The organism is Azospirillum canadense (genome assembly GCF_025961225.1).
Classification (GTDB): Bacteria; Pseudomonadota; Alphaproteobacteria; order Azospirillales; family Azospirillaceae; genus Azospirillum; species Azospirillum canadense.
Window position 1 is genome coordinate 899,182 of record NZ_JAOQNG010000007.1, and the last position, 25,788, is coordinate 924,969.

Annotated in this window: 22 protein-coding genes; 11 read left to right on the forward strand and 11 right to left on the reverse strand. The window is 67.5% G+C overall.

Annotation, left to right across the window (positions count from 1 at the left end):
• The first annotated feature begins 102 nt into the window (after positions 1-102).
• From M2351_RS31785 to M2351_RS31795, 3 genes are all read left to right on the forward strand, one after another.
• Positions 103-1,531, forward strand: a protein-coding gene (locus tag M2351_RS31785) for an IS3 family transposase (RefSeq protein WP_406567458.1) whose coding sequence is annotated in 2 segments (ribosomal slippage) — positions 103-477 and positions 479-1,531 — 1,428 coding nt in all. Because the reading frame shifts where the segments join, the coding sequence is not laid out codon by codon here.
• Between the two features lie 281 nt (positions 1,532-1,812).
• Positions 1,813-2,526 (forward strand): competence protein CoiA family protein, encoded by a 714-nt coding sequence (locus M2351_RS31790; RefSeq protein WP_264660009.1) that lies wholly within the window; start codon positions 1,813-1,815, stop codon positions 2,524-2,526.
• Positions 2,527-3,183: 657 nt separating this feature from the next.
• Positions 3,184-3,438, forward strand: a complete 255-nt coding sequence (locus M2351_RS31795) for a DUF4167 domain-containing protein (protein WP_264660010.1) — start codon at positions 3,184-3,186, stop codon at positions 3,436-3,438.
• 128 nt (positions 3,439-3,566) lie between these two features.
• Here M2351_RS31795 and M2351_RS31800 read toward each other — a convergent pair whose 3' ends face one another.
• Positions 3,567-3,899 (reverse strand): hypothetical protein, encoded by a 333-nt coding sequence (locus M2351_RS31800; protein ID WP_264660011.1) that lies wholly within the window; start codon positions 3,897-3,899, stop codon positions 3,567-3,569.
• A 91-nt stretch (positions 3,900-3,990) separates the two neighbouring features.
• Here M2351_RS31800 and M2351_RS31805 point away from each other — a divergent pair, with 91 nt between their 5' ends.
• A complete protein-coding gene (locus M2351_RS31805) occupies positions 3,991-4,956 on the forward strand; it encodes an IS5 family transposase (protein ID WP_264660012.1) in 966 nt (321 codons plus the stop codon).
• Between the two features lie 181 nt (positions 4,957-5,137).
• On the opposite strand, the gene M2351_RS31810 is transcribed toward M2351_RS31805, so the two are convergent.
• The 4 genes from M2351_RS31810 to M2351_RS31825 form a co-directional block, all read right to left on the reverse strand.
• The gene (locus M2351_RS31810) at positions 5,138-5,263 is read right to left on the reverse strand and encodes a hypothetical protein (protein WP_264660013.1); all 126 of its coding nucleotides are present in this window, start codon (positions 5,261-5,263) and stop codon (positions 5,138-5,140) included.
• Between the two features lie 218 nt (positions 5,264-5,481).
• Complete coding sequence (locus M2351_RS31815) at positions 5,482-6,138, reverse strand: DUF3800 domain-containing protein (protein ID WP_264660014.1); 657 nt, start codon at positions 6,136-6,138, stop codon at positions 5,482-5,484.
• A 907-nt stretch (positions 6,139-7,045) separates the two neighbouring features.
• The gene (locus M2351_RS31820; RefSeq protein WP_264660015.1) at positions 7,046-7,942 is read right to left on the reverse strand and encodes an IS3 family transposase; all 897 of its coding nucleotides are present in this window, start codon (positions 7,940-7,942) and stop codon (positions 7,046-7,048) included.
• Positions 7,939-8,310, reverse strand: a complete 372-nt coding sequence (locus tag M2351_RS31825; RefSeq protein ID WP_264660016.1) for a transposase — start codon at positions 8,308-8,310, stop codon at positions 7,939-7,941. The genes M2351_RS31820 and M2351_RS31825 overlap by 4 nt, the downstream gene beginning before the upstream one ends.
• A gap of 194 nt (positions 8,311-8,504) precedes the next feature.
• On the opposite strand from M2351_RS31825, the gene M2351_RS45330 reads away from it, so the two are divergent.
• Positions 8,505-9,194, forward strand: a complete 690-nt coding sequence (locus M2351_RS45330; protein ID WP_406567459.1) for an SDR family NAD(P)-dependent oxidoreductase — start codon at positions 8,505-8,507, stop codon at positions 9,192-9,194.
• Positions 9,195-9,527: 333 nt separating this feature from the next.
• Here M2351_RS45330 and M2351_RS31840 read toward each other — a convergent pair whose 3' ends face one another.
• On the reverse strand, positions 9,528-10,109 hold the full coding sequence (locus M2351_RS31840) for a TetR/AcrR family transcriptional regulator (protein ID WP_264660017.1): 582 nt from the start codon (positions 10,107-10,109) through the stop codon (positions 9,528-9,530).
• Complete coding sequence (locus M2351_RS31845) at positions 10,106-11,239, reverse strand: MDR/zinc-dependent alcohol dehydrogenase-like family protein (RefSeq protein WP_264660018.1); 1,134 nt, start codon at positions 11,237-11,239, stop codon at positions 10,106-10,108. Before M2351_RS31845 ends, M2351_RS31840 begins: the two co-directional genes overlap by 4 nt.
• A 121-nt stretch (positions 11,240-11,360) precedes the next feature.
• Between M2351_RS31845 and M2351_RS31850 the strand changes: the two genes are divergently transcribed.
• The 6 genes from M2351_RS31850 to M2351_RS31875 all read left to right on the forward strand — a co-directional run bounded on the left by M2351_RS31850 (position 11,361) and on the right by M2351_RS31875 (position 21,179).
• The gene (locus M2351_RS31850; protein ID WP_264660019.1) at positions 11,361-12,458 is read left to right on the forward strand and encodes an alkene reductase; all 1,098 of its coding nucleotides are present in this window, start codon (positions 11,361-11,363) and stop codon (positions 12,456-12,458) included.
• A gap of 244 nt (positions 12,459-12,702) precedes the next feature.
• Entirely contained in the window at positions 12,703-14,781 is a 2,079-nt protein-coding gene (locus M2351_RS31855) for a 3-hydroxyacyl-CoA dehydrogenase NAD-binding domain-containing protein (protein WP_264660020.1), read from the forward strand.
• A gap of 305 nt (positions 14,782-15,086) precedes the next feature.
• Entirely contained in the window at positions 15,087-16,757 is a 1,671-nt protein-coding gene (locus tag M2351_RS31860) for an MFS transporter (RefSeq protein WP_264660021.1), read from the forward strand.
• A 98-nt stretch (positions 16,758-16,855) separates the two neighbouring features.
• Positions 16,856-17,593 (forward strand): SDR family NAD(P)-dependent oxidoreductase, encoded by a 738-nt coding sequence (locus M2351_RS31865; RefSeq protein WP_264660383.1) that lies wholly within the window; start codon positions 16,856-16,858, stop codon positions 17,591-17,593.
• A gap of 82 nt (positions 17,594-17,675) precedes the next feature.
• The gene (locus M2351_RS31870) at positions 17,676-20,003 is read left to right on the forward strand and encodes an acyl-CoA dehydrogenase (protein WP_264660022.1); all 2,328 of its coding nucleotides are present in this window, start codon (positions 17,676-17,678) and stop codon (positions 20,001-20,003) included.
• A gap of 198 nt (positions 20,004-20,201) precedes the next feature.
• Complete coding sequence (locus M2351_RS31875; protein WP_264660023.1) at positions 20,202-21,179, forward strand: LysR family transcriptional regulator; 978 nt, start codon at positions 20,202-20,204, stop codon at positions 21,177-21,179.
• Positions 21,180-21,264: 85 nt separating this feature from the next.
• Here M2351_RS31875 and M2351_RS31880 read toward each other — a convergent pair whose 3' ends face one another.
• From M2351_RS31880 to M2351_RS31895, 4 genes are all read right to left on the reverse strand, one after another.
• Positions 21,265-22,041: an enoyl-CoA hydratase/isomerase family protein gene (locus M2351_RS31880; protein ID WP_264660024.1), complete on the reverse strand. Its 777-nt coding sequence runs from the start codon at positions 22,039-22,041 to the stop codon at positions 21,265-21,267.
• A 130-nt stretch (positions 22,042-22,171) separates the two neighbouring features.
• A complete protein-coding gene (locus tag M2351_RS31885; RefSeq protein WP_264660025.1) occupies positions 22,172-22,963 on the reverse strand; it encodes an enoyl-CoA hydratase/isomerase family protein in 792 nt (263 codons plus the stop codon).
• Between the two features lie 15 nt (positions 22,964-22,978).
• Positions 22,979-23,746 carry a short-chain dehydrogenase/reductase gene (locus M2351_RS31890; protein WP_264660026.1) on the reverse strand — a complete coding sequence of 256 codons (768 nt, stop codon included), beginning with the start codon at positions 23,744-23,746 and terminating at the stop codon, positions 22,979-22,981.
• 45 nt (positions 23,747-23,791) lie between these two features.
• Complete coding sequence (locus M2351_RS31895) at positions 23,792-25,726, reverse strand: AMP-binding protein (protein WP_264660027.1); 1,935 nt, start codon at positions 25,724-25,726, stop codon at positions 23,792-23,794.
• Positions 25,727-25,788: the final 62 nt, after the last annotated feature.

Genomic DNA, 25,788 nt, shown 5'->3' on the forward strand with positions numbered 1-25,788 from the left:
ACGACGGAAGCACGCGGGGCGGGCTGGGTGGCCCTCTGTGCCAACGTCGAGTGAGACAGCCGCCTCCTGAAATGATCAGTAGAGGGCGCTGTTGAGGACCCGATGAGCACGAAGACCCCGCCCCAGCTTCCCGCCCTCCATTCGGCTCCGGATCCGGAGGTCAGCGATCGACCGCAACGCCGGACCTTCAGTGTGGCCGACAAGCTGCGCATCCTGGAGGAGGTCGACCGCGCTCGCCCTGGCGATGTGGGTGCCATTCTGCGCCGCGAAGGGCTGTACTCCTCCAATGTCGGGCGATGGCGCCGGCAGCGCGATGCCGGCATGCTGCGCGGACTGGCGCCGGCCAAGCCCGGCCCGAAGAGCCCGCCGGCCAATCCGTTGAAAAGCGACGTAGAGCGCCTGGAGCGGGAGAACGCACGCCTGCGCGAGCGCCTCACCCGCGCCGAGGCGGTCATCGATCTCCAAAACTTTCCGACGTGCTGGGACTTCCGCTGCCCTCGACGGACCGCGACGAGAGTCGGTGATGGCCGCCATTGAGCAGGCGGCCCCGGCGGTGGACGTCGCCACCGCCTGCCGGGCACTCGGTCTCCCCCGCGCCAGCTTCTATCGGCACCGCGACCGCCAGCGTCGCGTCGGGCCGCCGTGCCCACCACCGCGTCGCCCCTCACCGCCGCGCACGTTGAGTGCGCCGGAACGCCGCCAAGTGCTCGACCTGCTGCATGGTGAACGCTTCGTCGATGCCGCCCCGGCCCAGGTCTACGCCACGTTGCTCGACGAGGGGCAGTACCTGTGCTCGGTGCGCACCATGTATCGTCTGCTGGCCGCCAACCACGAGGTGCGCGAGCGCCGTCAGCAACGTCGGCATCCGGCCTATACGAAGCCCGAGTTGCTGGCCACCGGCCCCAACCAGGTGTGGAGCTGGGACATCACCAAGCTGAAGGGTCCGGTCAAGGGCACCTGGCTGTGCCTGTACGTCATTCTCGACATCTTCAGCCGCGCCGTGGTGGGCTGGACGGTGGCGTACCGGGAGAGCGCGGCTCTCGCCGAGCGGCTGATCCGGCAGACCGTGCGCAAGCACGGCGTCGCCCGCGACCGGCTGACGCTGCACGCCGACCGCGGCGCGGCGATGAAGGCCAAGGCGGTGATCGAGTTGCTGGCCGACCTCGGCGTGATGCGCAGCCATAGCCGCCCGCAGCAGTCCAACGACAATCCCTTCTCCGAGGCTCAGTTCAAGACGCTCAAGTACCACCACACCTTCCCGGACCGCTTCGGCTCGATCCAGGATGCCCGGGCGTTCTGCCGCACCTTCTTCGCCTGGTACAACACCGAGCACCGCCACTCCGGGCTGGCGCTGATGACGCCGCACCAGGTGCACTATGGCGACACCGGCGCGATCTGTGCGGCGCGGCAGGCGGTGCTCGATGACGTCCATCGCCGCCATCCCGACCGTTTCGTGCGCAAGCCGCCCGAAGCCCCGGCCCCACCCGCGGCGGTATGGATCAACCCGCCAGCCGACCCCAAGGTGAGCTGATGCCAATCACCTCCATCCTGTTGTTCGGCTGGACCGCGGCCATCCCGTCGTCCCGGCCTGCCCACGCCACCGCCGGCGCGCGCCGGGGCGCGCAAGGCTCTTCGCGAGGGGCCCGCCCCACGGGGCGGGACGGAAGGGCCTTGCGCGAACCAAGCCCGCCGGCATTCTGGCGGCAGACGGACGCCGGGCTTCGCGCCTCCGACCCGCCGCCAAACCCGAACCCCTGAGCCAAGACTATTCACTCTGCTGTCTCATTCGCGTTGACACGTACCGAGGCCGACGTGCTGGTCGAAGCTCCCCGCTGGAGGGCGGCCATCGAAGTCCAATTGTCCCGGCTCACGCTCGATGCCATTGCCGACCGGCAAGCCCGTTATGCCTCAGCAGGGATACGGGGAGCATGGCTGATCGGCTACGGCGTGCCGGAATACGAAGCCGATCCTGCGCTGCCCCTGTTCCGCCTGCTGCCATGCGGCGACGGCCGCAGGGTGCCGGCGGTGGTGCCGGCCGTATCGAGGATGGTGGACGGCCGGTTGGGGTTGGATCGCTTTACGACCAAGCTGCTGACTGGAGAGGTCCGATTCATGCCGGCCGCCGCGGAGCCGCATCTGGTGACGGTGGCGACGGTGTGCTGGCGGTGCCAGCGCGACATCGCGGTGCCACTCGGCTTCGGCAACATCGGCGGCCACCCGGTCCTCGCCCCCGGCGGGTTCCTGGCGGCGCAGGATGTGGGGAAAGTGCCCGAGGTGCTCGCTGCGTACCGGACGGCGCTGCCAACGTTGCTTCTGCGACGCCCAGACCTCGCGGTGCTGCGCCCCGGGCGACGGGAAACCCAGGGCTGGATGGGCCACTGTCCTGAGTGCGACAGCGCCATTTCGCCCTACCGTCTGCACCGTGCCGGTGGCGGGCCGAGCGGGCCGACCCTCTGGCGGATGGATGGCGAGCCCTGGGCCCATGACTCGGCGCCTCAAGCGGCGTGGGCCTGGATCGGGCCATAACAATGGCGCCTCGAGCGCCTTTCCGTTGCCGCCCAGTTTCACCAATTCCCTCCCGGCACTGCGGAAGCGTCATGTGCTCGGCCACCCACGGCGAGGTCCGGGTCAGGCCGGAGTGCAGCACCACGAAGGCCCACAAGCACAATTCGCGCGTCCTGGGCGTCAACTCCGGATTGGACAAGCCCGGCGCGCTGCCGCCCGTGAAATGCCCCGGGCAGACAGTCGGCGCGCCCTTGTGGTGCCGGAGGGCTTCAGGAGCACGAGGAGTGCTGCGGCGGTGCGGGCCAGCATGGTGGTCAACGGAAAGGACCACCCAAGGCGACTAATATATTCTTCCCGGTGCGGAGCGCCGGATCGCACCCGCGCTTCCCTATGCAGCCGAACCTGATGAACAACTCGCGTTCCAGGTCTACGAGCCTCAGCGCGCGGACGAACGAGGCATTGGCAAACCACCCCGCCTCCTCACGTTCTTCCCCGGCCGACGCCGATCACCAAGGGGCCGCTGGTCGGTCGTATTGCGTTCTTCCCGCAGGTCATGAATGATGTGGCTGACGCGTTTCGGGCCTTCTCCGGGATGACGCAAGAGCGCCAGGAATAGACATTCGAGAGTGATCGATCGCTCCTGATCGCAGCCCGCCGACCACCCGAGGATCAACATTCATGCCTTTTGACAACCCGTCGAGCGGTCGCGCCCGTCGGCAGCTTCGGTTCGGCAAAGCAGCCCAACAGCAAGCCGTACAAGGAGCCCCGGCGCGAGCCCGCCCAAAGGTGAATGGTTCCGCCGAGCAAAAGCACGCGCAATGGCTCGCCCGCGCCGATGATGCCGAGCGAGCCGGCGATTCCGTCGAGGCCGAAACGTGCCGCCAGTACGCGGAGCATTGGTTTCGCGTGGCTCACGGCCGTAACGAGCCATGAGGCTCTGCGGATCCTCCCCTTTCGCAACACGGTTCCGGCAGCTCTCGGCCCAAAGCGAACCCAGCGAGGACCGGGACAAGAGCCACCGTACCGGCAGCTGTTGCCCTTTGCGCCATATCCCTGTGCGGTCACGGAGAGCGGTCGAGCTCTCGGCCGAGGATTTGGGCCACTTTATGACGGTCTTCGGTCGCCAGGTCGGAGCCACGCACCGCCAGGGTTACCGCCACCACCAATCCCGGGCGGGCTGGAAAGAACGCAAGAGCACTGTTTTCGCGCGACGCGCCGTCCCCGACCCGAAACTCGCCATAGAGGATGGAGACACTGTCGCTTGCCCGCCGTGCCAGAGCCCACAGCGGAAGCTCCGCCCCGTGTGCCAGATAATCCTTCCGCAGTTGCTCCGCCCCAACCTCAACGAACCGATTCATCGCGCCGACATCGCCCGGAGCCGCGTTGAACACCATCCAGCGTGGTGCAGGGATGCGGGAATGGCGGCGGCTTGCGGATCGGCGTAGAAAACCGCTTCCCGTTCATGTCCATCACCGCCACCGACCAATGCCGTTCAAGCACCACGCTGCGCACCGCCACCAGTTCCCGCGCGCCAAGTACCGTGTGACGAATTGGGCGGCCTATGAGGCCAGTCTGCGCCAGCGTGGTCGCCTGACGATCTGGTTCCGTGAGGAGGCCATCCAGGCCTGGCGCGCCGCCCCACGGACCACGTGCGGTGGGCAATCGCGGTACTCGGCTGTGGCGATCGAGACCGCCCTGACGTTTCGGGCGCTCTTCCACCTGGCCTTCCGCCAGACCGAGGGGCTGATCGGCTCGCTGATGCCGTTGCTCCAGCTCGACCTGCCGGTGCCCGATCACACGACCCTGAGCCGCCGAGCCCGCACCCTGGCCGTGAAAATCCGTCCGCAGACCGCTGGTCCATGGCACCTGCTGGTCGACAGCACGGGGCTGAAACTCAGCGGCCCGGGCGAGTGGCTGGTCGAGAAGCACGTCTCCAAGACGCGCCGATCCTGGCGCAAATTCCACGTCGGCGTCGATGCCGGCACGGGGCAAATTGTCGCTCTGGCGTTGACGGCGCCCGATGTCGACGACGCTTCGCAAGTCGGCCCTCTGCTCGATCAGATCACCGCCCCGGTGGAGGTGCTGATCGGCGACGGCGGCTACGACCGCACCGACGTGTACGCGGCCGTGTCCGCCCGCCACCCGGAAGCGGCGGTGATCGCCCCACCACGCCGCGATGCGACCCTCAGCACCACCGCGGAGGCGGCGCCGACCCAGCGCGACCGCCACCTTCTGGCGATTGCCGAGACCGGCCGCATGGCTTGGCAGCAAACGTCCGGCTCCAACACGCGGGCCAAAGCGGAGGCGGCGATCGCGCGCTACAAACAGGTCATTGGCGACCGCCTGCGCGCCCACAGCGACGATGGGCGGCGTACCGAGCTCATGGTCGCCGCCAACCTGCTCAACCGCATGTTCGGTTTGGCACGCCCGAGCTATGTCCGCGTCTCTTGAAAAGGCCGGGAACACGGGCGCAGTCCGGCCCCGCTCGCCTCGATGTACCACGCTGCCTCCAGCGCCATCTGGTTTCCCGCCGCACCCTGCGCACCTTCCGGGCGCAGGCCATGGCCGACTGGCAGGCCGCGACGGCGACGGCCTGACCCAGTCAGGAATGCTGGGCTCTCTGCGCGTCGGTTCAGTTGGTGCGACAATGCCGCCGTCGCTTCCTGCGCTTTGGCGCCGCCGCGGTGCCGGACATGCCGCGCGAACCGTTGCCTGAGCCGCCGACATTGGAATGACCAGCGTCCTTGGCCATGATCATTCCCTCTTTCCCGCCACTGAGTTTTCGGCAATGCCGAAATGGCATTGACCCAGGTCGGGGGAGAACCCATAATTAGGGTTGTGTCGAGGTCAGCGCCGAAAGGCCGCGCTCGCTGCCCGTCCAGGAGGGGCCGTTTGGCACCGTCAGTCACTTAGACGGGGATGTAGGCGAAGCGCCGACACACCACCCAAAGCCGCCTCCGGGCGGCTTTCGGCGTTTTACAGCCCAGGGTAGGCCGTATCCAGCCAAGCCGGACGGCACTCGGCCATGTCCACCATCGAGATCCGGAACTGGCCAGCGGCGTTGGCTGCGGCCAGAAACCGCCGGCAAGCCTCGGCATCCGGATATTCGCTGATGGCGCGATGCACGGTGTTGGAGATCACGTCGGCGATCTGAATGCCCGGCGTCGCAACGCTGTTGGCGCAGCCGACCGGAACCCGCGGCAGGGCCGTGCGACGCGAGACGGACTCGGCGATCTCCACCTCGATGGCACGGAGGATCGCCTTCTTGTATCGCCCACCGTCGGGAACAATACCTTGCACGCCTTGCCGGTGGAGTGGCAGGCAGCATTCCACGATCAGCTCACGCCAAATCTGATGCTCCTCCAGTGTGCCGGTGGCCCATCCACCAACAGGATCATCGCGGCGGCAGACCACCGACACCGCGACGGCTTCGGGGTACCGCTGGATGACGCTGAAGACGGTCTCAATTTGCCCGATGTCCAGAGCGTTGCCTTTCAACTCGGGGCCGGAGATGCCCGTCAGCTTCCGGATCGTCTTGAGCATTCGGAGTGCTTGGCCACCGTCAATCCGGACGGCCGACACGAGGAAATGCCCCTGATTTATGCCGCCGCTTTCGTCGCAGAAGATTTGCATGCCGTGTTGTCGTCACTCGGAAATGAACTGCACCAAGGAAGATCGGAGGCGGCCACGCCTCCAACGCGCTGAAGGCCGAGCGACCAACGCTGGTAAGGCGCGGCGTCACGGCTTCCGATAATAGCCTCCACGGGCCTCGATTTCAGTGCCGTTGTTTGCGCACCGGTCAACGAGGGAGCCCATCACGAAACCGGGCCAAAGGCGACTTGGCTGGGCTATGTCCGGCGCGATGCGCGACGCGCGGCCGCCCCAGACGCTGCACGTGAAGGTGCACCTGCGCGCTGTCCGACCGGAGGTGTAGCTCTGGTTGCGGAGCCCCACCGTCAGCGACGAGAATTCCGTCGGACGTCGCGAGACCGCCGCAATCTGGAGGAAGTGCACCGAAGGCGGCCAAATGTTCGCCGGCCCTTAGAAAGGCGCTCATGAGGTGGGACATCCTGCCTGGAGCCTGCTTCAGGACGCGGAACGCATGGCGGCCCGCGGTTGATGCATATTCGGCCGGAGCGGTGAAACGGGTTCGCCAGACGTGCGTCCGGGCGCACGGTGCTGCCGATGATCGGCCAACAATGATCGGCCTATGCGCCGGCTCGTCGGGTTGTTGGCGCCACGGCTTGCCCGGTTTCGTGACCGGGGCCTGGGTTTCCGCCTCCGCGTCGCCGATCGTCTTTTGCGGCAACGCGGCATGTACCGCCGCCAATAGTCTGGACACCGGGGAGTGGTTAGGGGCTGCAACTCAGAGCGGCATCTCCCGACGGGGACCAGAATGCCATCGGGCTCGGTGCCGTCAAGCACGAGCCGCTGGCGCGGCGGCCTTTGGCCGTGCTTGACCGCCCCAGCGCCCGCTGGCCTGGCGGAAGCCAGGTCGGGATGGCGAGATCGGTCGTTTCCGGTCGAACAGCAGGATCAGTCATGCGGCGGCCCTCCGCTCGGCCGCGTAGCGGGTCCGGTAGGCGAGCGGGCTGCGATAGCCGAGCCGCTCCAGAGGCCAGGAGGCGTTGTAGCGGGCCACGAAGGCGGTGACGGCGGCCTTGACCTCGGCCACCGTGCGGAAGACGCGCCCGAAGATGGCTTGCTCTTTCAAGGTCCTGAACCAGCGCTCGGCCACGCCGTTGCACTCAGGTTGATACGGATAGGCGTAGCTCATGGTCATGCCCCAGTGCTTGACCTGCCGGGTGAAGTGCTGGGCGATGTACTGCGGGCCGTTGTCGGCGCGCACGCTCACCCCACGGGCGACGCCCGCGCCGACCCCGCCGAAGCGCGCGGTGAGCGCTTGGCTGAGCGGCTCCAGGGCGGAGAAGCGCGAGCCGTCGGTCGAGACGTAATGCCCGACGACCTCGGAATTGAAGTGGTCGAGGGCGGCGCAGGTCCACACCCGCCCGTCCTCCACCGTCTGGACCATGGTGGCATCCGTGCCCCAGAGCACGTCGGGGGCGTCGGTGAGGATGGTGCCGTCATGGTCGTTGGCCGGGCGCGGCGGGCGGCGATGGGGTGACAGCAGATGGTGCTCGCGCATGAGGCGCAGGACGCGGTTGCGCCCGACCGCCAAACCGAGGCCGTAGCGCAGGCGGGCCCACACCTTGCGGTGGCCTTCGCCCTGGAAGGGAGACTGGGCCAGGTCGGCCTGAATGGCGGCGAGCAGGCTGGGCTCATCGACCGGCGGCACCGGCCCGCGCCGCGCGGGCGGAGCCGTCTCGGCGGCCCGGTTGGCAGCGGCATAGAAGGAGGAGCGCGCCACGGCCCAGACGCGGCAGACCCGCTGCACGCCATAGGGCCGCCCGGTGGCGGGCGAGGTCGCCGCGCTCATCGACGCGACCTCGCCCGGCGAAAAGGCACGCCGCCCTCCAGGCGGGCGATCTTCTCGCGCAGCAACTCGTTTTCCATGCTGAGTTCGCCGACGCGCTTGTAGGCGGCGTCCAAGCCAACCTGGACGGGATCCTCGTCCTGGCGCTCCTTCAGCACGGCGTCCAGGCCACTCAGGGCGCGGTCACGCCATTGCTCCAGACGGTAGGGTTCGACTCCGATCTCGCGGGAGACGGCGTCCAGCGACTCCCCGCGCAGCAGGCGCAGGACCACCTCGCGTTTACGCGCCGCGCTCCAGCGCTGGATCGGCTTGCCCGTGACCGCTGAATCGGTGGCGGGCAACAACTTCTGGTTCGGATTCGACTCGTTCATCGGACTCCCATATGGGCTGTCCGGTGTCCAATCTCACTGACGGCAGATCAGCGGCAACGCGGCATGGAGTCGGGCCGGGGGGATCGGTTTGTGGAGCACAGCGATGGGGTCCTGCGCTGCGAACTTTTTTTCATAAGCCCTCTTATGGGAATTTTGGTGCCGCTCTGGGTAGGTTCTATCCTCAAGTGCAACTCTTGTGTCAGTACAAGGGCTTACCGGCTTCGGGGGCCAGGGATACCGACGGCACCACGGCCGACCAGTACGCCCGCAAACGGCGGGGGCGGCGGGCCAAGCTGGCGTTGCGACCCGAACTGCGCGAACATGTCATCGCCAAGCTGCGCGCGGGCTGGTCGCCCCAGCAGATCGCCGAGCGGCTCCGGCGCGAGCCCCTGCCCTGCGGCACCGTCTCGCACGCTGCCGACACTGCGCAACGCCAGCCGGACGGCAGCCGCCTGATCCCTGTCGATCCGCCCGCCTTCAACAATGCCCCCGCCCCACAGCGGAGCGGGTGCCGGAGAATCATGATGCACCGCGGCTTCCTGATCGCCGGCGCGAACAAGGGCATCGGCCTTGCCCTTGCGCATCGGCTCACCGCGCACGGTCACACCGTCATCGGCATCGCGCGCACCCTGACCGATGAATTTCCGGGAACGCTCTACCCGCTCGACACGGCCGGCGAGACGGCGGCCGGCGCGCTCGCCGACATCGTCACACATTATGCCGTCGATAGCGTGGTCAACAATGTCGGTCTCGTTCGCCCGCAGCCGCTCGGCACGGTTGATCTCGCGGTGCTGGAGGAGGTCATGCGGCTCACCCTTCACCCGGCGCTGACGGCGACCCATGCGGCCTTGCCGGGAATGAAAGCGGGCGCACGCCGGTGGTGACCAGGGACAAGCTCCGCCGGGCAAAGGCACTCCTCGCCCAAGAACTCACGGTTCGTGAAGCCGCTGCACGGATCAAGATTGGAAAGCCCGCGCTCTATGCAGCTCCTGGCGTAAATGGAAGCGATGATGCTGATCTTTGAACGGAGTTCTTTGCCGGTTCCGTCTTAGGGTTGTTTAGCTGACACCCTTCGCGTTGTCCTCTACCAGCGCCCGCCCACAGGATCACCCCGCGGAGAAACCCGATCTCCGCACCGTCGAAAACGCCGCAACAGAACCCCAATTTGTGCGCCAAAGTCCGCGGGCATGGTATCGCTCCGTCGAAGGGAAGGGCTGTCAGGATTCCGGCGCGATGCTGCGCAGGACCAATTCGGCATGGCGTGCGATGAAGTCGTCGTCGATCGACGCGCCCGAGGCGAACAAGCGATAGTAGATGGGGGCATAGAGCGCATCGATTGCCAGATCCGCGTCTATCCCGGTCCTGAACTCGCCCGCCGCCACGCCCCGGCGGAACACCGCCCGCGCCTGTTCGCGGCGCGGCTCCAGAAAGCCCGAGCTGAAAGCTTCGCGCATCGCCTGATCGTGCTGGGCCGCGCCGATCATTTCGCGCACAAGCCGCCCGGTCGGTCCACGGTAAAGCGCGGCGAGCGCTCGCATCTGCTGCACCATGTCGTCCCGCGCGGAACCGCTGTGGGCGAAGGCGATCAACGGCTCGGTGGATGCGAGGAACGCTTCCACCGCAAGCACGCCCCGGCTCGGCCACCAGCGGTAGATGGTGGTCCTGCCGGTGCCGGCACGGGTGGCGACGCCTTCGATCGACAGGTGGTCGAAACCATCCTCCTGCATGAGCGCGAAAGCCGCCTCCAGGATTGCTTGGCGCGAGGTCTCGCTGCGCTTTCGGCCGCGGCCGCCGCTCATGCCAAGTCCCGCGAGGGCGCGATGAGAAACTTTGCGCCGGTCGCACGGCGCGTGCATGTGCGCAGCGAGTCCGGCGAGAGGAGTTCAGCCAGTCCGATCTCGCCGGTGTAGCTGCTCGCGAAGGTGGTCAGGAGCTCGGCCGCGGCGCGCTCGCGCAAACGTCCGGCATCTGCCTCGTCGAGGCGGTCGTAGAACCAGGTCATCAGCCAGCCACCAACGCTCCAGGCCATTCCGAACTGCCCTTCGAGCACGCGTGGACCCGGGTCCAGCATGCCGTAGATATAGACCTGTTTGGGCGTAGGCGCGCCGTAGCGGCTGTAGACTGGCAGCCGCCGCGCGGCGACGGCCTCCATTGCGGCGAGGATCGTCGCCGCCATCGTGCCGCCGCCGATCGCATCGAAGGCGAGCGTTGCGCCCGTTGCTTCCAGGGCGGTGCGAAGCGCATCGGCGAAGGCGGGAGCGCTGCTGTCGAGAACATGGGCTGCGCCTTCCGATCGCAACAGGTCGACTTGTTCCGGCCGACGGACGATGTTGACCAGCGGCACGCCGTCGGCGCGGCACAGCCGGTTCAGCATCCGGCCGAGGTTCGAGGCGGCGGCGGTGTGGACCAGCGCGTGGTGCCCTTCGCGTCGCATCGTCTCCACCATGCCGAGCGCGGTCAGCGGGTTGATGAAGGCGGACGCACCGTCGCGGGCCGAAACGCCGTCCGGCAGAATCAGCGCGTCCGTCGCGCGCACCGTCTGGTAGGCCGCGTAGGTGCCGGGAGCGCCCCGGATCGCAACCGTTCGACCGATCAGCGCCTCGGCGCCAAGTCCCGCGGCAATCACCGTGCCCGCGCCTTCGTTGCCGACCGGCAGCGCCTGCCCGAGCCGCCCGGTGATGCCGGGCAGGAGCTCGCGCGGCACCTCACCCTCGACCATTGGGCGGTGGGGCTGGCCCGCCTGCCGCAAGCTCCCAGGGTCGGCTGGCCCGAGCAGCAGCAGCAGGTCGGACGGATTGAGCGGCGCCGCCTCCACGCGCACGACGATCTCGCCCGCGCCCGGCGCGTTCATCGGTGTGTTCTCCAGCCAGAGGCGGAGCCTACCGTCCGGTTCAATCAACGAGCGCAACTCGCGGTTCTGCCGATCCATGCAACACCCCAATCCGAAACGTTTCGTATCGTAAAAGGGACCGGGCTGTGCGGTCAAGAATTGCGATACACAACGTATCGGAATAGGGTGGCGGCGTTTCCGTGTGGCAAGGATCGTCCTCATGTTCATCGACGTCGTCACCAGCCCGCTTTTTCAGCCGACTCGCCTCGGGGCGCTCGCGCTTGCCAACCGCATCGTCATGGCGCCGCTGACCCGCAGCCGCGCGCTGCCCGGCGACGTGCCGCGGCCATCGGCCGCCGTCTATTATGCCCAGCGGGCTTCGGCCGGCCTCATCATCAGTGAAGCGACCCAGGTCAGTGATGCGGCCAAAGGCTATGCCTGGACACCGGGCTGCTACACCGATGAGCAGGTCGCCGGCTGGCGGTCGGTGACCGACGCTGTGCATGCCAGGGGCGGCACCATCGTCGTTCAGCTCTGGCATGTCGGCCGCATCTCGCATCCCTCGCTCCAGCCCGGTGGTGCGCAGCCGGTCGCGCCGTCGGCCGTCACGCCGCGGGGACAAGCCTTCACGGAAACGGGCTTCGAGCCGCATGAAGAACCGAGGGCACTCGAACGCGACGAGATCCGGCGGGTGGTGGACGATTTTGCCCATGCCGCGGCAATGGCCCGCCGGGCCGGCTTCGACGGGGTCGAGATCCACGGCGCCAACGGCTATCTCATTGACCAGTTCCTGCGGGACGGCTCAAACCGGCGCACCGACGATTACGGCGGCAGCATCGAGAACAGGACCCGCTTTCTGTTCGAGGTGGTGGGCGCCGTAACGCAAGCGATCGGCGGTGACCGGACCGGGCTGCGGCTGTCACCGGTCACCCCCGTCAACGATGCGCACGACAGCGACCCGGCCCCGCTGTTCCGGCACGCGGTGGAAGGCCTGAACCGCTTCGAACTGGCGTACCTTCACATGATCGAGGGCGCGACGGGCGGCGCGCGCAACCATGCACCGGGCTTCGACTTCGGGGCGCTGCGGCGGGTCTTCAAGGGCGCTTACATGGCCAACAACGGCTACAACTCCGTCATGGCGGACACGGCGCTGCGGGAAGGCCGCGCAGACGCAATAGCCTTTGGCCGGCCGTTCATCGCCAATCCGGACTTGGTCGAGCGTCTGAAGGCCGGCATGCCGCTGGCAACCGCCGATCCGGCAACCTTCTACGGCGGCGGCGACGAGGGATATACCGATTATCCCGCGATGGACGGCTGATCGGCGACAGCCGTTTCCCGGGCAAGTTGCCCGGTCGGCTGTAGACTTTGGCGTCCCTTCGACCGGCAAAGTACGTGTCGCGCGTACTTGCGATCAGGTTTGCATAGGCCGCACCTATATCGAGCAGAGGGCGAGAGCCGCTCGTATTTGCCGAATGCATTGGTGACGCCTATTGTTGAGGAAATCCGTTCTTTACCAGACTGCTGATTTGCTTTTGCGAAATATTTTTGAACAAGGAGGTGTCATGACTGCCGTACGGATTGACCGTTCCGACGGTGTTGCCGTCCTCACCATCGCCAACCCGCCGGTGAACGCGCTCGCTGCGGCGGTGCGGGCCGGCCTCGACGCGGCGCTGGCCGAGGCGCAGGACGATGCGGATGTGCGGGCGATCGTGATCGCGGCGGAGGGGCGCGTGTTCATCGCCGGCGCCGACATCGCCGAACTCGGCAAGCCACCCTTGCCGCCCGCCTTGCCCGATCTGCTGCGACGGATCGAAGGAAGCGGCAAGCCGGTGGTCGCCGCCATCGGCGGCGCGGCGCTCGGCGGGGGACTCGAGCTGGCGCTGGCCTGCCACGCGCGGATCGTGACGCCGGTCGCCACGCTCGGGTTGCCGGAGATCAAGCTCGGCCTCATTCCGGGTGCCGGCGGCACGCAGCGCCTGCCCCGCCTGATCGATCCGGCAGCGGCCTTCGCTATGATGCGGGACGGCGAACCGATCACGGCGGCCGACGCGATCGCCCGCGGCCTTGCGGACGCCGCGGACGGGCCGAACCTGCTGGCGGCTGCCTGCGCCAGGGCACTGGAGCTGGCGAACGGCGGCCGGCTGCTGCGGACCCGCGACCGAACCGACAGGTTGACCTCCGAGGCCCGCGCGGCCTTCGAGAGGGAGGCCGCCGACGCGCTGCGCCGCTCCCCCGAACTGCCCAACGTCCCTGCGCTGGTCGCGGCGGTGCGCGCCGCCTTCGAGCGTTCCTTCGATGAGGCGCTGGCGGTGGAACGCGAGGGCTTCCTCGCCTTGATCGACGATCCGCGGTCCCGCGCGCTGCGCCATGTTTTCTTCGCCGAGCGGGCAGCGGCGCGGGTGCCCGACCTGTCGCGGGATGTGCCACGCCGGCCGGTCCAGCGGGTCGCGGTCGTTGGAGCGGGGACCATGGGCGGCGGCATCGCCGCCTGCTTTGCCAACGTCGGCATCCCAGTGACCCTGATCGAGCAGGAGGAGGAAGCGCTGAAGCGCGGCCTTGACCGACTGCGGGCGACCTACGACCAATCGGTGAAGCGCGGTTCCCTGGCCCCTGCCGACCGGGACAGGCGGCTGGCGTTGATCGAAGGCAAGGTGGGGCTCGACCATGCCGGCGATGCCGACCTCATTGTGGAGGCGGCCTTCGAGGACATGGCGGTCAAGGCGGCAATTTTCGCGACCCTCGACCGTGTGGCGAAGCCGGGTGCCATCCTCGCCACCAACACCTCCTACCTCGACGTCGACGCCATCGCCGCCGCGACAGCCCGTCCGCAGGACGTGATCGGGTTGCATTTCTTCAGCCCGGCCAACGTGATGCGGCTGCTTGAGGTTGTTCGTGGCGCCGCCACCGCACCCGATGTGCTCGCGACCAGCCTGGACCTCGCCCGCCGCATCGGCAAGCTGCCGGTGACGGTCGGGGTGTGCTTCGGGTTTGTCGGCAACCGGATGCTGGCCCGCCGCACCGCCGCCGCCGAGCGGCTGTTGCTGGCCGGCGCGCTGCCGCACGAAGTGGACGCCGCGGTCACCGACTTCGGCTTCCGCATGGGCCCTTTCGCGATGATGGACATGGCGGGCCTCGACATCGGCTGGCGCAGCCGCAAGGCGACCGGTGCCAAGGCACCCGTCGCCGACGCGCTGTGCGAGCTGGGGCGCTTCGGCCAGAAGACGGGTGCCGGCTTCTACCGTTACGCCGACGGCGCTCGCGTCGGCAGCCGCGACCCGGAGGTGGAGGCCCTGATCGAGGGAGTCTCCGCCAAGGCCGGGGCGGTCCGCCAGTCCTTTACGGCCGAGGCGATCATCGCCCGGCTGTTCTACCCGATGGTGAACGAGGGCGCGCGCATCCTGGAGGAGAGGATCGCCGCCCGGCCCGGCGACATCGACGTCGTCTGGCTCAATGGATATGGCTGGCCCGCCTGGCGCGGCGGACCCATGCATTGGGCCGACGGGGTCGGTTTGGCGCATGTTGCCGCCATGTTGGACGGCTTCGCCCGGGAGACGGGCGACGAGACCCTTCGACCGGCGCCCCTGCTGCTGCGGCTGGCGGCCGCTGGCGAAAGCTTCGAAGCGCTGGGCAAGGCCGCTTGAGGGGGACGTGGGCCGGTCTTTCGCAGGCTGGCCCACGGCGTGTTTGCCCCCATGGGGAAGGGCGAACCGCAACCGAAATTCATCGCTCCGCCAAGGTCGCTGCCTATACCCGTCAAAGGCTCGCTGGGTTTCGCGCAACGTTCGTGCCCCGAAATCCTGCGCTATAATCACCGCACTGATCAACGAACGAGACCGCGATCTCGCCGGTCGAAAGCCACGCGGGCGCGGGGACTTGGTCCGACGGGACCGGGGTGGCCGGGGCTGTTCGCCAGGCTGCGGGTCGGCATCAAAAAAGGGAGGAAGACATGGATATGGACGCTGAGGCACCGCAGGCTGCAGCAGCATCAAGGAGCCGCCTGACGTCGACCGGCCGGGTCGTCGCCGCCGCGTCGGTCGGCACGGTGTTCGAATGGTACGACTTCGCCCTTTACGGTTCGCTGGCGGCCGTGCTGGCCAAGAAATTCTTTGCCGGGGTCGATCCGACCACCGGCTTCATCTTCGCGTTGCTTACCTTCGCCGCCGGCTTCATCATGAGGCCCTTCGGTGCCGTCGTGTTCGGCCGCATCGGCGACATGGTAGGGCGCAAGAAGACCTTCCTGATCACCATCGTCATCATGGGCCTGTCCACGGTCGGTGTCGGGTTTCTGCCCGATTACGGCACGGTCGGCATCGCCGCCCCGATCACCCTGGTGTCGCTGCGCATGCTTCAGGGGCTGGCGCTGGGCGGCGAGTATGGGGGGGCGGCGATCTATGTTGCCGAACATTCGCCGCCCGGACGCCGCGGGCTGAACACCTCCTGGATCGTGTCCACCGGCACGCTTGGGCTTCTGCTGTCCTTCGGCCTGATCCTGCTGGCACGGGCCCTCACGGGCGACGCGTTCGAGGATTGGGGTTGGCGCCTGCCCTTCGTCTTCTCGCTGCCGATGCTGGCGATGTCGGTGTGGATCCGTCGGCAGATGGACGAATCCCCGTCCTTCCAGATGCTGAAGGCCAAGCAGCGGCTGTCGCGGGCTCCGCTCAGCGAGGCTCTGCTGGATCGTGCCAACTTGAAGCGGATCATGCTCGCGTTCGGCCTTTGCGCCGGCCAGACCTGCGTTTATTACGCCGCAGCGCTGTACCCGACCTTCTTCTTGACCCAGGTGCTGAAGGTCGACCCAACCCAGGTCAACACGATGGTCGTGTTCGCCACCATCGCCGCAATCCCTTTTTTCGCGCTGGTCGGCTGGCTCTGCGACCGGATCGGGCGCCGGCCGGTGCTGATCGCCGCCTATCTGCTCTCACTGTGTGCCTATCTGCCGGTCTACCACGCCTTCACCCACAACGCGAACCGGGCGCTGGAAGCGGCGCAGGAGCGCAACCCGGTGGTCGTCGAGGCCGATCCGCAAGGCTGTTCGTTCCTGTTCAACCCTGTCGGTACCCGCAAATTCACCAACCCCTGCGACATTGCCCGGCAGGCGCTGGCCTCGTCGGGGGTGAGCTACAGCGTCGCCGAGCGGCCGGGCGCCACCGCGGTGGTCCGGGTCGGCGGCCGGACGGTCGATGCCTACGACGCCAACGGGCTGCCGACGGCGGAAGCGGGCGCCAAGGCGGCGGCCTTCAACGCCGCGCTGCGGGCGCAGCTTGATGCGGCCGGCTATCCTGCCAAGGCGGATCCGAAGGATTTCAACGCGCCGATGATCTTCCTGCTGCTGCTGGTGCCGATGATCCTGGCCATCGCCTCGATCACGCCGATACCGGCACTGCTGGTCGAATTGTTCCCGACGCGCATCCGCTACACCTCGATGTCGGTTCCCTACCATTTCGCAGCGGGCTGGATCGGCGGCCTGCTGCCGACGGTGATTTTCGCCCTGTCGACGCTGAACGGGAACATCTACTTCGGCCTCTGGTACCCGATTGCCTGGACCGCCCTGTCGCTGGTCGTCTGCCTGGTCTTCCTGAAGGAAACCAAGGACGTCGACATCAACGCGGACCTGTGACGCGTCGGCCGCCTCGCCCACTGACCTCTTCCACAACGAACCCACTTCGGTCCGCCGGCGGCCCCTAGGGCCCGCGGGCCCGAAAACAGGATGCCATGATGAATCGCTTTGCAGACAAGTTGGTCTTGATCACCGGTGCCGCCCGCGGCCAGGGGGCCGAGGAGGCGAGGCGCTGGGTGGCGGGGGGCGGCCGGGTCCTCATCGCCGACGTCGCCGACGAACCGGGCGAGTCCCTGGCGCGGGAGCTCGGGCCCCAGGCGCGCTACATCCACCTGGACGTCAGCCAGGAGGGTCATTGGATCGAGGCCATGGACATCGCCCGCCGTGAAGGAGACCTTTACGGGCTGGTCAACAACGCGGCGATCTTCGACCCCCGGCCGATGGATGAAACCTCGCTTTCCTCCTTCGAGCGGCATGTGCAGGTCAATCAGCTCGGTTGTTTCCTGGGCATGAAGCACGCGGCCGAGGTGATGAAAAGCATCGGTCGCGGCGGGTCGATCGTGAACATCTCTTCCTCCGCCGGGATGCGGGGCACGCCGGGTGCCTTCGCCTACAGCGCGACCAAATGGGCGGTTCGTGGGATGAGCCGGGCTGCCTCCATCAGCCTTGCGCGGCGCAACATCCGTGTGAATTCGGTCTTTCCCGGACCGATCGACACCGACATGGTGAAGTTCCGCAGCCCCGAGGAGGAGGTGGAAAAACGCCTGTCCCGCGTTCCGATGCGGCGGATGGGCACGTCCGGCGAGGTTGCGGCCATCGTGATCTTCCTTCTGTCCGAGGACAGCGCCTACATGACCGGGGCCGAGATCACCGTCGACGGTGGCGCGACGCTGTAACATCGACAAGGGGTTGCTTCGACAGCCTGGTCTGGCCGAGCCTGCCGGATGTGCTGCGGCCCCCGTGACAAGAGTGACGACCATGCAGAACAACGAGGCCGACGCCCTGGCGTCGGAAGTGGAAGCGTTCCGGGACAGCGCGCGGTCCTTTCTGGGCCGCCAGTCCGGTCATGCCCGCATACGGGCGTTGCGCGACGCGGCGCCGGGGTTCGAGCGCGCCGTCTGGCAGCAGGTCTGCGACGCCGGCTGGCCCGCCGTCCTGGTCCCCGAGGACAGGGGCGGGCTCGGTCTCGGGCTCCAGCACGCTGTCGGGGTGCTTGAGGAGGTGGGGCGCGCCCTGCTGCCGGAACCGGTCATCGGGGCCGGTGTGCTCCCCGTCCTGATTCTGGCCGACCTGCCGCCCAGCCCGGCCGGCGACGAACTGCTGGCTGCCGTCCTGGCCGGCGACACGCTCGCCGGAGCCGCATGGCAGGAGCGGGACGGGATGGGGGAATCAAGCGGACTGCAAACGGTCGCCCGGCGGGACGGGGATCACGTGGTCCTGCAAGGACGCAAGAGCTGGGTCGTGCCCGGGCCGGCGGCCGACGGCTGGCTGGTGACGGCGGCCATGGACGGGGAGGACACGGCGCTGCTTTGGGTGCCGGCCGACACAGCCGGGGTTCTCTGCGACGCGCAGCCGCGCATCGACGGCAGCCCGATGGGCGTGGTGACGTTCGAGAATGCCGTTGTCGAGGCCACCTCCCTGCTGGCCGCCGGCCCGACCGCGCTGCGCGCGCTCGAACGCGGGGTGGAGACGGCACGTCTTCTGCAAGCGGCGGAACTGCTGGGTGTGGCGCGGGAGTCCTTTGACACGACGCTGGAGTATCTGAAGACCCGCGTCCAGTTCGGCAAGCCGATCGGGGCCAACCAGGCGCTCCAGCACCGCATGGTCGATGCGTATCTGCAATTGGAGCTGGCCGAGGCCGGGCTGCGGCAGGCGATCGCCGACGCCGACGCGCCGCGGCTTCTGCCGGCCGCGGCAAGCCGGGCCAAGGCCCGCTGCGCCGAGGCGGCGTTGCAGATCACCCGCTTGGCGGTGCAGTTCCATGGTGCGATGGGCTACACCGACGAATGCGCGGTCGGCCTCTATCTGAAACGGGCCATGCATCTGGCCAGTTGGCTTGGCAATGCCCCGGCGCACCGGGACCGTTACCTCCGGCTTCAGCAGGATCAGCTCCCTGCAGCAACCGACCAGCCGGCGGACATACCGGCAGCCGGGCGGGAGACCGATTGGGCCACCATGGACGAAGGGCGTTTCCGGGCGATGGTGCGCGGCTTCTTCCGCACCCACTACCCGCGGGAGCTGCGCAACCCGCCGCAGCGCCTGCATTGGCCGGAGATCCGGGACTGGTACATGACCCTGTCCCGTCAAGGCTGGCTTGCGCCGTCCTGGCCGCGCGAACATGGCGGCATGGCGCTGCCGCCCGACAAGCTTCTGGCCTTCATCGAGGAGCAGGAGGATTGGGGCGTCGCCCGCATGCCCGACCAGGGCCTGATCAACCTCGGTCCGCTGCTGATCACCCATGGCACGGAGCAGCAGAAGCGCCAATGGTTGCCGCCAATCCTCTCGGGCGAGCACATCTGGTGCCAAGGCTATTCGGAGCCCAACGCCGGCTCCGACCTCGCCGCGTTGCGGACGGAGGCGGTCGCTGACGGCGACGACTTCATTGTCAACGGCCAGAAGATCTGGACCACGCTGGCCCAGGACGCGACGCACATCTTCATGCTGGTGCGCACCGGAAAGTTCGCCAAGCGCCAGGAAGGCATCAGTTTCCTGCTGGCTGACCTGTCGTCGCCGGGCGTGACGGTCCGTCCGATCCGCAACATCGCCGGAGAGGAAGAGTTCTGCGAGGTCTATTTCGACGATGTCCGGGTGCCACAGGCGAATCTCGTCGGCGCGCTGCACCAGGGCTGGCACGTCGCCAAATCTCTGCTGGGGCACGAGCGCATCTTCATCGGCAGTCCGAAGACCTCGCAGTACGCAATGGGTCAGTTGCGGGCGCTGGCCGAGGCGAACGGGGTCTTCGACGATCCGGTCTTCGCGGCCCGCTTCGCGCAACTCCAGCTCGACCTTGCCGACCTGCGCGCGCTGTACGGGCGCTTCGCCGACATCGTCAAGCGCGGGGAGGAGCTGCCGCCGAGCGTGTCGCTCCTGAAAATCTGGGCCAGCGAGACCTACACGCGGATCGGTGTCGCCTTGATGGAGGTCGCGGGCGATCATGGCGGGGCCGGCGCGACGGTGTCGTTCGGCACACGGAGCCTCAATCCGCTTGCACCGCTGATGAACGCCCTGGTGACGACCATCTACGGCGGCACCAACGAGATTCAGCGCAACATCCTGTCCCGGCAGGTGCTGGGGCTGCCGGTCTGACCCTGCTGGGCGGAAGCGGAGGTTTCTTGCAGGCCGGCCCGGTGGAAACCGGGCCGGCCTTTGCTTTTCTGAAGCCGCCTTGATGCAAACGGACTCCGTGTCGTGCCTTCCGTCGCCGGCTCACCGAAAGCTGGCGGCCGATGCGGTTCACGTCGTAGGCTAAGAAAAAACAACAGCCGATCGGGACAGGAAACGTCTATGGCATTGAAGGCAAACACGTCGTTCGATCTCAAGCAGCTCGCCTATTTTGTTGCGATCGCCGATCAGGGAACGATCTCGCGCGCCGCCGCGCAGCTCGGGATCGCGCAACCGTCGCTGTCGGAGGCGCTGACCCGCTTTGAAAAGCAGCTCGGGACGACGCTGGTGATCCGGAGCGTGCGCGGCATCGAGCTGACAGAGGCCGGCTTTGCCTTGGCCGAGCATGGCCGCAGCATTCTCACCGCCATCGAGCAAGCCCTGGAGGATGTCCAGCAGCGTGACCGCGAGGTCCGCGGGACCATCTCGGTCGCCCTCACTCCTTCGTTGTCGCGGCTTCTCACCGTACCGCTCGCAGAGAGTATCTACGCCGAGTTTCCACACCTCAAGCTGCAGATCACCGAAGGCAATTCCGGCCACATCAGTGATTGGGTGCAGTCCGACCAGACCGACCTGGGCGTCATTTACGAAGGCCTCGACTTGACGCCCTTCAGCGCTCGCCTGCTCCTGCGGGAGGAATTGTACCTTATCTCGGCGCCGGACAACTGGCCGCCCCCGGTCGCCGACGCGGCGGAGCCTGGGCAACCGGTGGATTTCGCAACTCTCGAGCGGCTGCCGATGATGCTGCCGAACCGCCCGCATGGCCTGCGAGCGCTGATCGATCGCGAGGCCAAAGCGGCCAACGTGCAATTGAACGCGGTCTTGGAAATCGATCCGCTGCGGCACCTGATCACCATGGTCGATCGGGCCAGCGGGTACACTATTCTGCCCCACGCGGCGGTGGCCGACGAGGTCGCGCAGGGCAGTGTCATCCTCGTGCGGATCCGCAACCCGACACTCTGGCGGGCCGCCTACCTGATCCGCCGGCACGGCCGGTCGGTCACCCGCGCCATCATCGCCGTGGAGACGATCATCGAGAAGCTGGTGGCGGACGCTGCCGACCGCCTGAGCCTGCATGTGCCGCCGCAGGGTGGCTCCTGACGGCCCGGTGCGGCGCCAGCCCCACCAGGACTGGCGCCCACCGCGCGACGCACGTCGCCCACGGCGCGACCGCGACAGGTCCCGGTTAGCATCCCTTGAACACGGGAACCCGTTTCTCCTTGAACGCGCGTTGCGCCTCGCGGGCGTCCTCGGTCTTGGAAATGGCCGCCGTCATATCCTGCTCGTAGCGGTACCCGTCGCGCAGACTCATGTCCTCGATGACGTTCATCGTGTGCTTGCTCATGCGGGTGGACACCGGGCTCTTCGCGGCGATGGTGTCGGCGATGTCCCGGGCCACGGGCATGAGGTCATCGGGCGGCGTGCACGCCTCGACGACGCCGAGCCGATAGAGTTCGGACCCGCTGACGCGCCGCCCGGTAAGCGCCATGGTGCGCAGCCGCGAATGCCCGAACAACCGCATGGCGTGGCGGGCGCCGCCCAGCAACCCCACGTCCACCTCCGGCAGTCCGAGCGACGCGGTCTCGGAGGCCACCAGGATGTCGGCCGACGCGGCGATGGCCAGTCCGGCTCCCAGCGCTGGGCCGTTCAGGGCGGCGATCACCGGCTTGGCGCATTCGCGCACCGCGTGGAAGCACTCGCGCGTCCGCCGGGCGTGGGCCATGAGATCGCCAGGGTTCTTGATGTTCTCCGCACGCCCCTTCAGATCGGCGCCGCCGCAGAACACCCTCCCGGCCCCGGTGAGGATCACCGCACGCACGTCGTCCCGCTCAGAGATGTGGTCAAGCACCAGGGTCAGCTCGTCGTTGAGCACCCGCGTCAACGCGTTGACGGGCGGACTGTTGAGCGTGAGCGTCGCCACGTATCCAGCGATCTCCACGGTGAGTTGGGTCAGGTCCTGCATCGTGTTCTCCCCTCGGGCGCACCGGGCCACAGACCCGGCCGGCGCACCCTCGGCCGGCCGGGTCTGCGGCCCTGCGGCCTTGTGCTTGAAGTGGTTGGATGGCCGCGGCGCGTTGTCCGCAGGGCGGCGGTCAGAATTTGGGCGCGCGCTTTTCGCGGAACGAGGCCACGCCTTCCTTAACGTCCGCGCCGCCAAACCCAAAGAACTCAAGCGCCAGCGAAGCGTCGAAGATGGGCCACGCTTGACGGAGCCAGTTGTTCAGGGAGTGCTTGGTCCATTGGATTGCCTGCGGCGCGCCCTGCGCCAAGCGCGTCGCCACCGCAAGGGCCTTGTCCTGCACCTCGGCGGCGTCCACGCTCATGGTCACCAAGCCGATCCGCTCGGCCTCCTCACCCGAGAGCGGTTCGCAGAGCATCAGGTAATATTTGGCCTTGGCCATGCCGCAGAGCAGCGGCCAGATGATGGCGGCATGGTCGCCGGCCGCCACGCCCAGGCGGGTATGGCCATCGACGATCCGGGCGTCGTGTGCCGCGATGGAAATGTCGGCCAACAGCGCCGCCACCAGCCCCGCCCCAACCGCCGGTCCATGGATGGCCGACACGATCGGCTTGGAACAGTTGATGACGTTCTGGACGAGGTCCTTCGCCTCCCGCCAGACGCGGACGCGCGCCTGGAAATCGTCGATGACCGCCTCGACTTCCTCGAAGTCGCCACCCACGGAGAACGCGGGGCCCCGCCCCGCAAGGATCACGGCACGCACCGCCTCATCCGCGTCGATGGTCCGCCACACGTCGCACAGTTCCCGATGGCCAACGGCATCGAGCGCGTTGCGGTGTTCCGGCCGGTTAAGGGTCAGCCGCAGCACCCCCTCCGCGGGGCAATCAAAGGCAATTCGCTGATAGCCCGCGTAACGTTCAAGCATGATTTGCACCTGAGGTCAGATGGAGCGGCGGGCGGTCATGCCGCCGTCCACGGTGAAGATTGCGCCCGACGTGTAGGCCGAACGAGGCGAAGCCAGAAAGACGAAGAGGTCAGCGATCTCACGCGCATTGGCCGGACGCCCCATCGGCAGGCACCGAAGCTGATCGTCGATGGTGACCCCGTTCGCGCTCCGTGCCTGCAACACTTGGTACAACCGCTCCGTCGCCACGCGGCCCGGGTTGACGCCGAGGACGCGGATGCCGTCGTCGAGGCTGCGGCCACCGATGCTTCGCGTGAACGCCATCAGCGCCGCGTTTCCCGCTGATCCGGCGACATAGTCAAAATCGAAGTTCTCGCCGCCGCTGCCGATGTTGTTCAGGATGACGCCGCCGCCCCGAGCTTTCATCCGCGGGTAGATCGCGCGAACAAGGTCGATGTAGCCGAAAACCTTCAAGTCCCAACTCCGGCGCCAACATTCGGCGCCCACCTCCCAGAGGTTGCCGCCAGGGATAGCCCCGGCGTTGTTGACCAGCACATCGACGTCCTGCGCACCCGCGGCAATCGTCTCAACCGCTCCAGGGGCGGTGATGTCGACTGGCAGGACGGCGACCGGCACCTGGAACTGGTCGCCAAGGCGCGCAGCGACCGCGTTCAGCTTCTCCGCAGACCGGGCCACGAGATGGAGCGCACAGCCCTCCTCGGCAAACGCTTCAGCAAGCGCCTCTCCAATTCCTTGCGACGCACCGGTGATGAGCACACGCTTTCCGGCGAGTTTGAGGTCCACGATGCACGTCCTCCCGCTTGTTCCGCACCGGTGGCCAGCACCCTGTCAGGTTCCGGCCGCCGCCGCCGCAACCTCGTCCAAGGCCGACGGATTGGCCAGCGCTGTGGTGTCGCCCACCGGCAGCCCACAGTACGCGCTGCGGATCATCCGTCGCATCACCTTCGTGGTCCTGGTTTTCGGCAGGTCGCCGACGATGTGCACCCGCGCCGGCCGGAACGGGCGACCCAGCCGCTGTTCCACGTGTGCGGCGATCGCCTGTTCGAGCGGGGCCGCGTGTTCGCCGGCGCCGTCGACCACGACGAACACGACGAGCTTCTGCCCCTTCGTGGCGTCATCCACGCCGATGGCCGCGGCTTCCTTAACCGCGTCCAGTTCGAGCAGAACATCTTCCACCTCCGCCGGGCCCAGGCGTTTGCCGGCGAGCTTGAGCGTGTCGTCGGAGCGCCCGCGCATGAAGAAGTGTCCGTCGCTCGTCTGCAGAGCGAGGTCGCCATGAATCCACAGGCCGGGGACGGTCCGCCAGTACGTTTCCAGGTAACGCTCATCGTCGCGCCAGAAGGACTGCGTCATGCCGACGAACGGCCGCAAGATGGCCAGTTCGCCGACGGCATCAACAACGGGTTCCCCCGATGGTCCGACGACCGCGATCTCGACCCCGGGAGGGACGGCGTTGAAGCCCGCCGGGTGGATGGGCCGTACGATCACGCTGGAGAGCAGTGCTCCGGACGCCTCGGTTCCTCCGGTGAAGTTGATCAACGGCGCCCGCCCGCCGCCGAAATTCTCCTGGTGCCATAGGAAGGTTTCCGGGTCGATCGCCTCGCCGGCGGTCACCAGGATGCGGATCGACGACAGATCGCCCTGCGTCGAGACGTCGGGGTTGGCCGCCAACCCGCGGATCAGCGTCGGCGCGACCCCGAAGTGCGTCACGCGGTGCCGCTCGATGAGGCGCGCCATGCGGGACCAGTCCGGGAAATCCGGCGCACCGTCATAGCACACCAGCGTCGCGCCGCGCAGGAGGGACGCCGCGATGACCATCGCGCCGCCAACCCAGCCCATGTCCACCGGCCAGAGAAAGGTGTCGCCGGGCCGCGCATCCAGGTGGACGGCCGAGTCGTGCACGACCTTCAGCGGGAAGCCCCCATGAGTGTGCACCGCGCCCTTGGGCTTTCCGGTCGTGCCCGAGGTGAAGATGACCATGAACGGGTCGTTTGGCGACATGCGTTCCGCCGGCTGGCCGGAGTCTGGCGTTGCCGCGACGTCCGCCCAATCAAGCGCACCGGGCATATCCGCTGCATCCTCTCCTTTGAGGATGAGCCGCTCCAGACCGGGCAGGCGCGCCTTCGCCTCGAGGATGGCTTGGCTGGTGTCGATGCGCTTGCCGCGGCGGTGAAAGCCGGTGGTGGCGATGAGCGCCTTGGCGGAGCAAGCGTCCAGGCGAGAGATGATGGCCTCGGCACCAAAGCCGCTGAACAGCGGCACGACAATGGCGCCAATATAGGCCACCGCCAGCAAGGAGACCGTCGCTTCGATGCCGCCCTCCATCAGGAGACCGACGCGGTCGCCACGCTGAATGCCGGCCGCCTGCAAGCCCGCCGCGAAGGAGCGGACCTTGGAGCGCAGTTCGGGGAAGGTGAGAGCGGTGATCTCGCCTGACTCCCGCTCGGCGACGACCGCGTTTCGCTGCGCGGTCTCGGGCCGGTCGGCCCACGCCAGCACGCTGTCGACCCAGTTCAACTCACCCTCGGGGAACCACTTCGGAAACTCGTTGCCCCGGGACAAATCGGCGTAGCGGTCGAAATCGCGCGACCAGACGGTCTGGCAGTACGCAAGAACGGTGCGCCAGTACGTCTCCGGTTCGTTCAACGATGTCCGGAGCAACGCCTCGTAATCCTTCACCCCCAGAAGCGTCTGGAGGGCGGTGATGTTCGACTGGAGCACCAACTCCTGCGAGGGCTTCCACACCCGCTCGACGTTACTCATTATCAACGTTCCTTCCCACGATGGGTATTTTTTGACGGGCGGCATGATGCCGCCGCACGGGG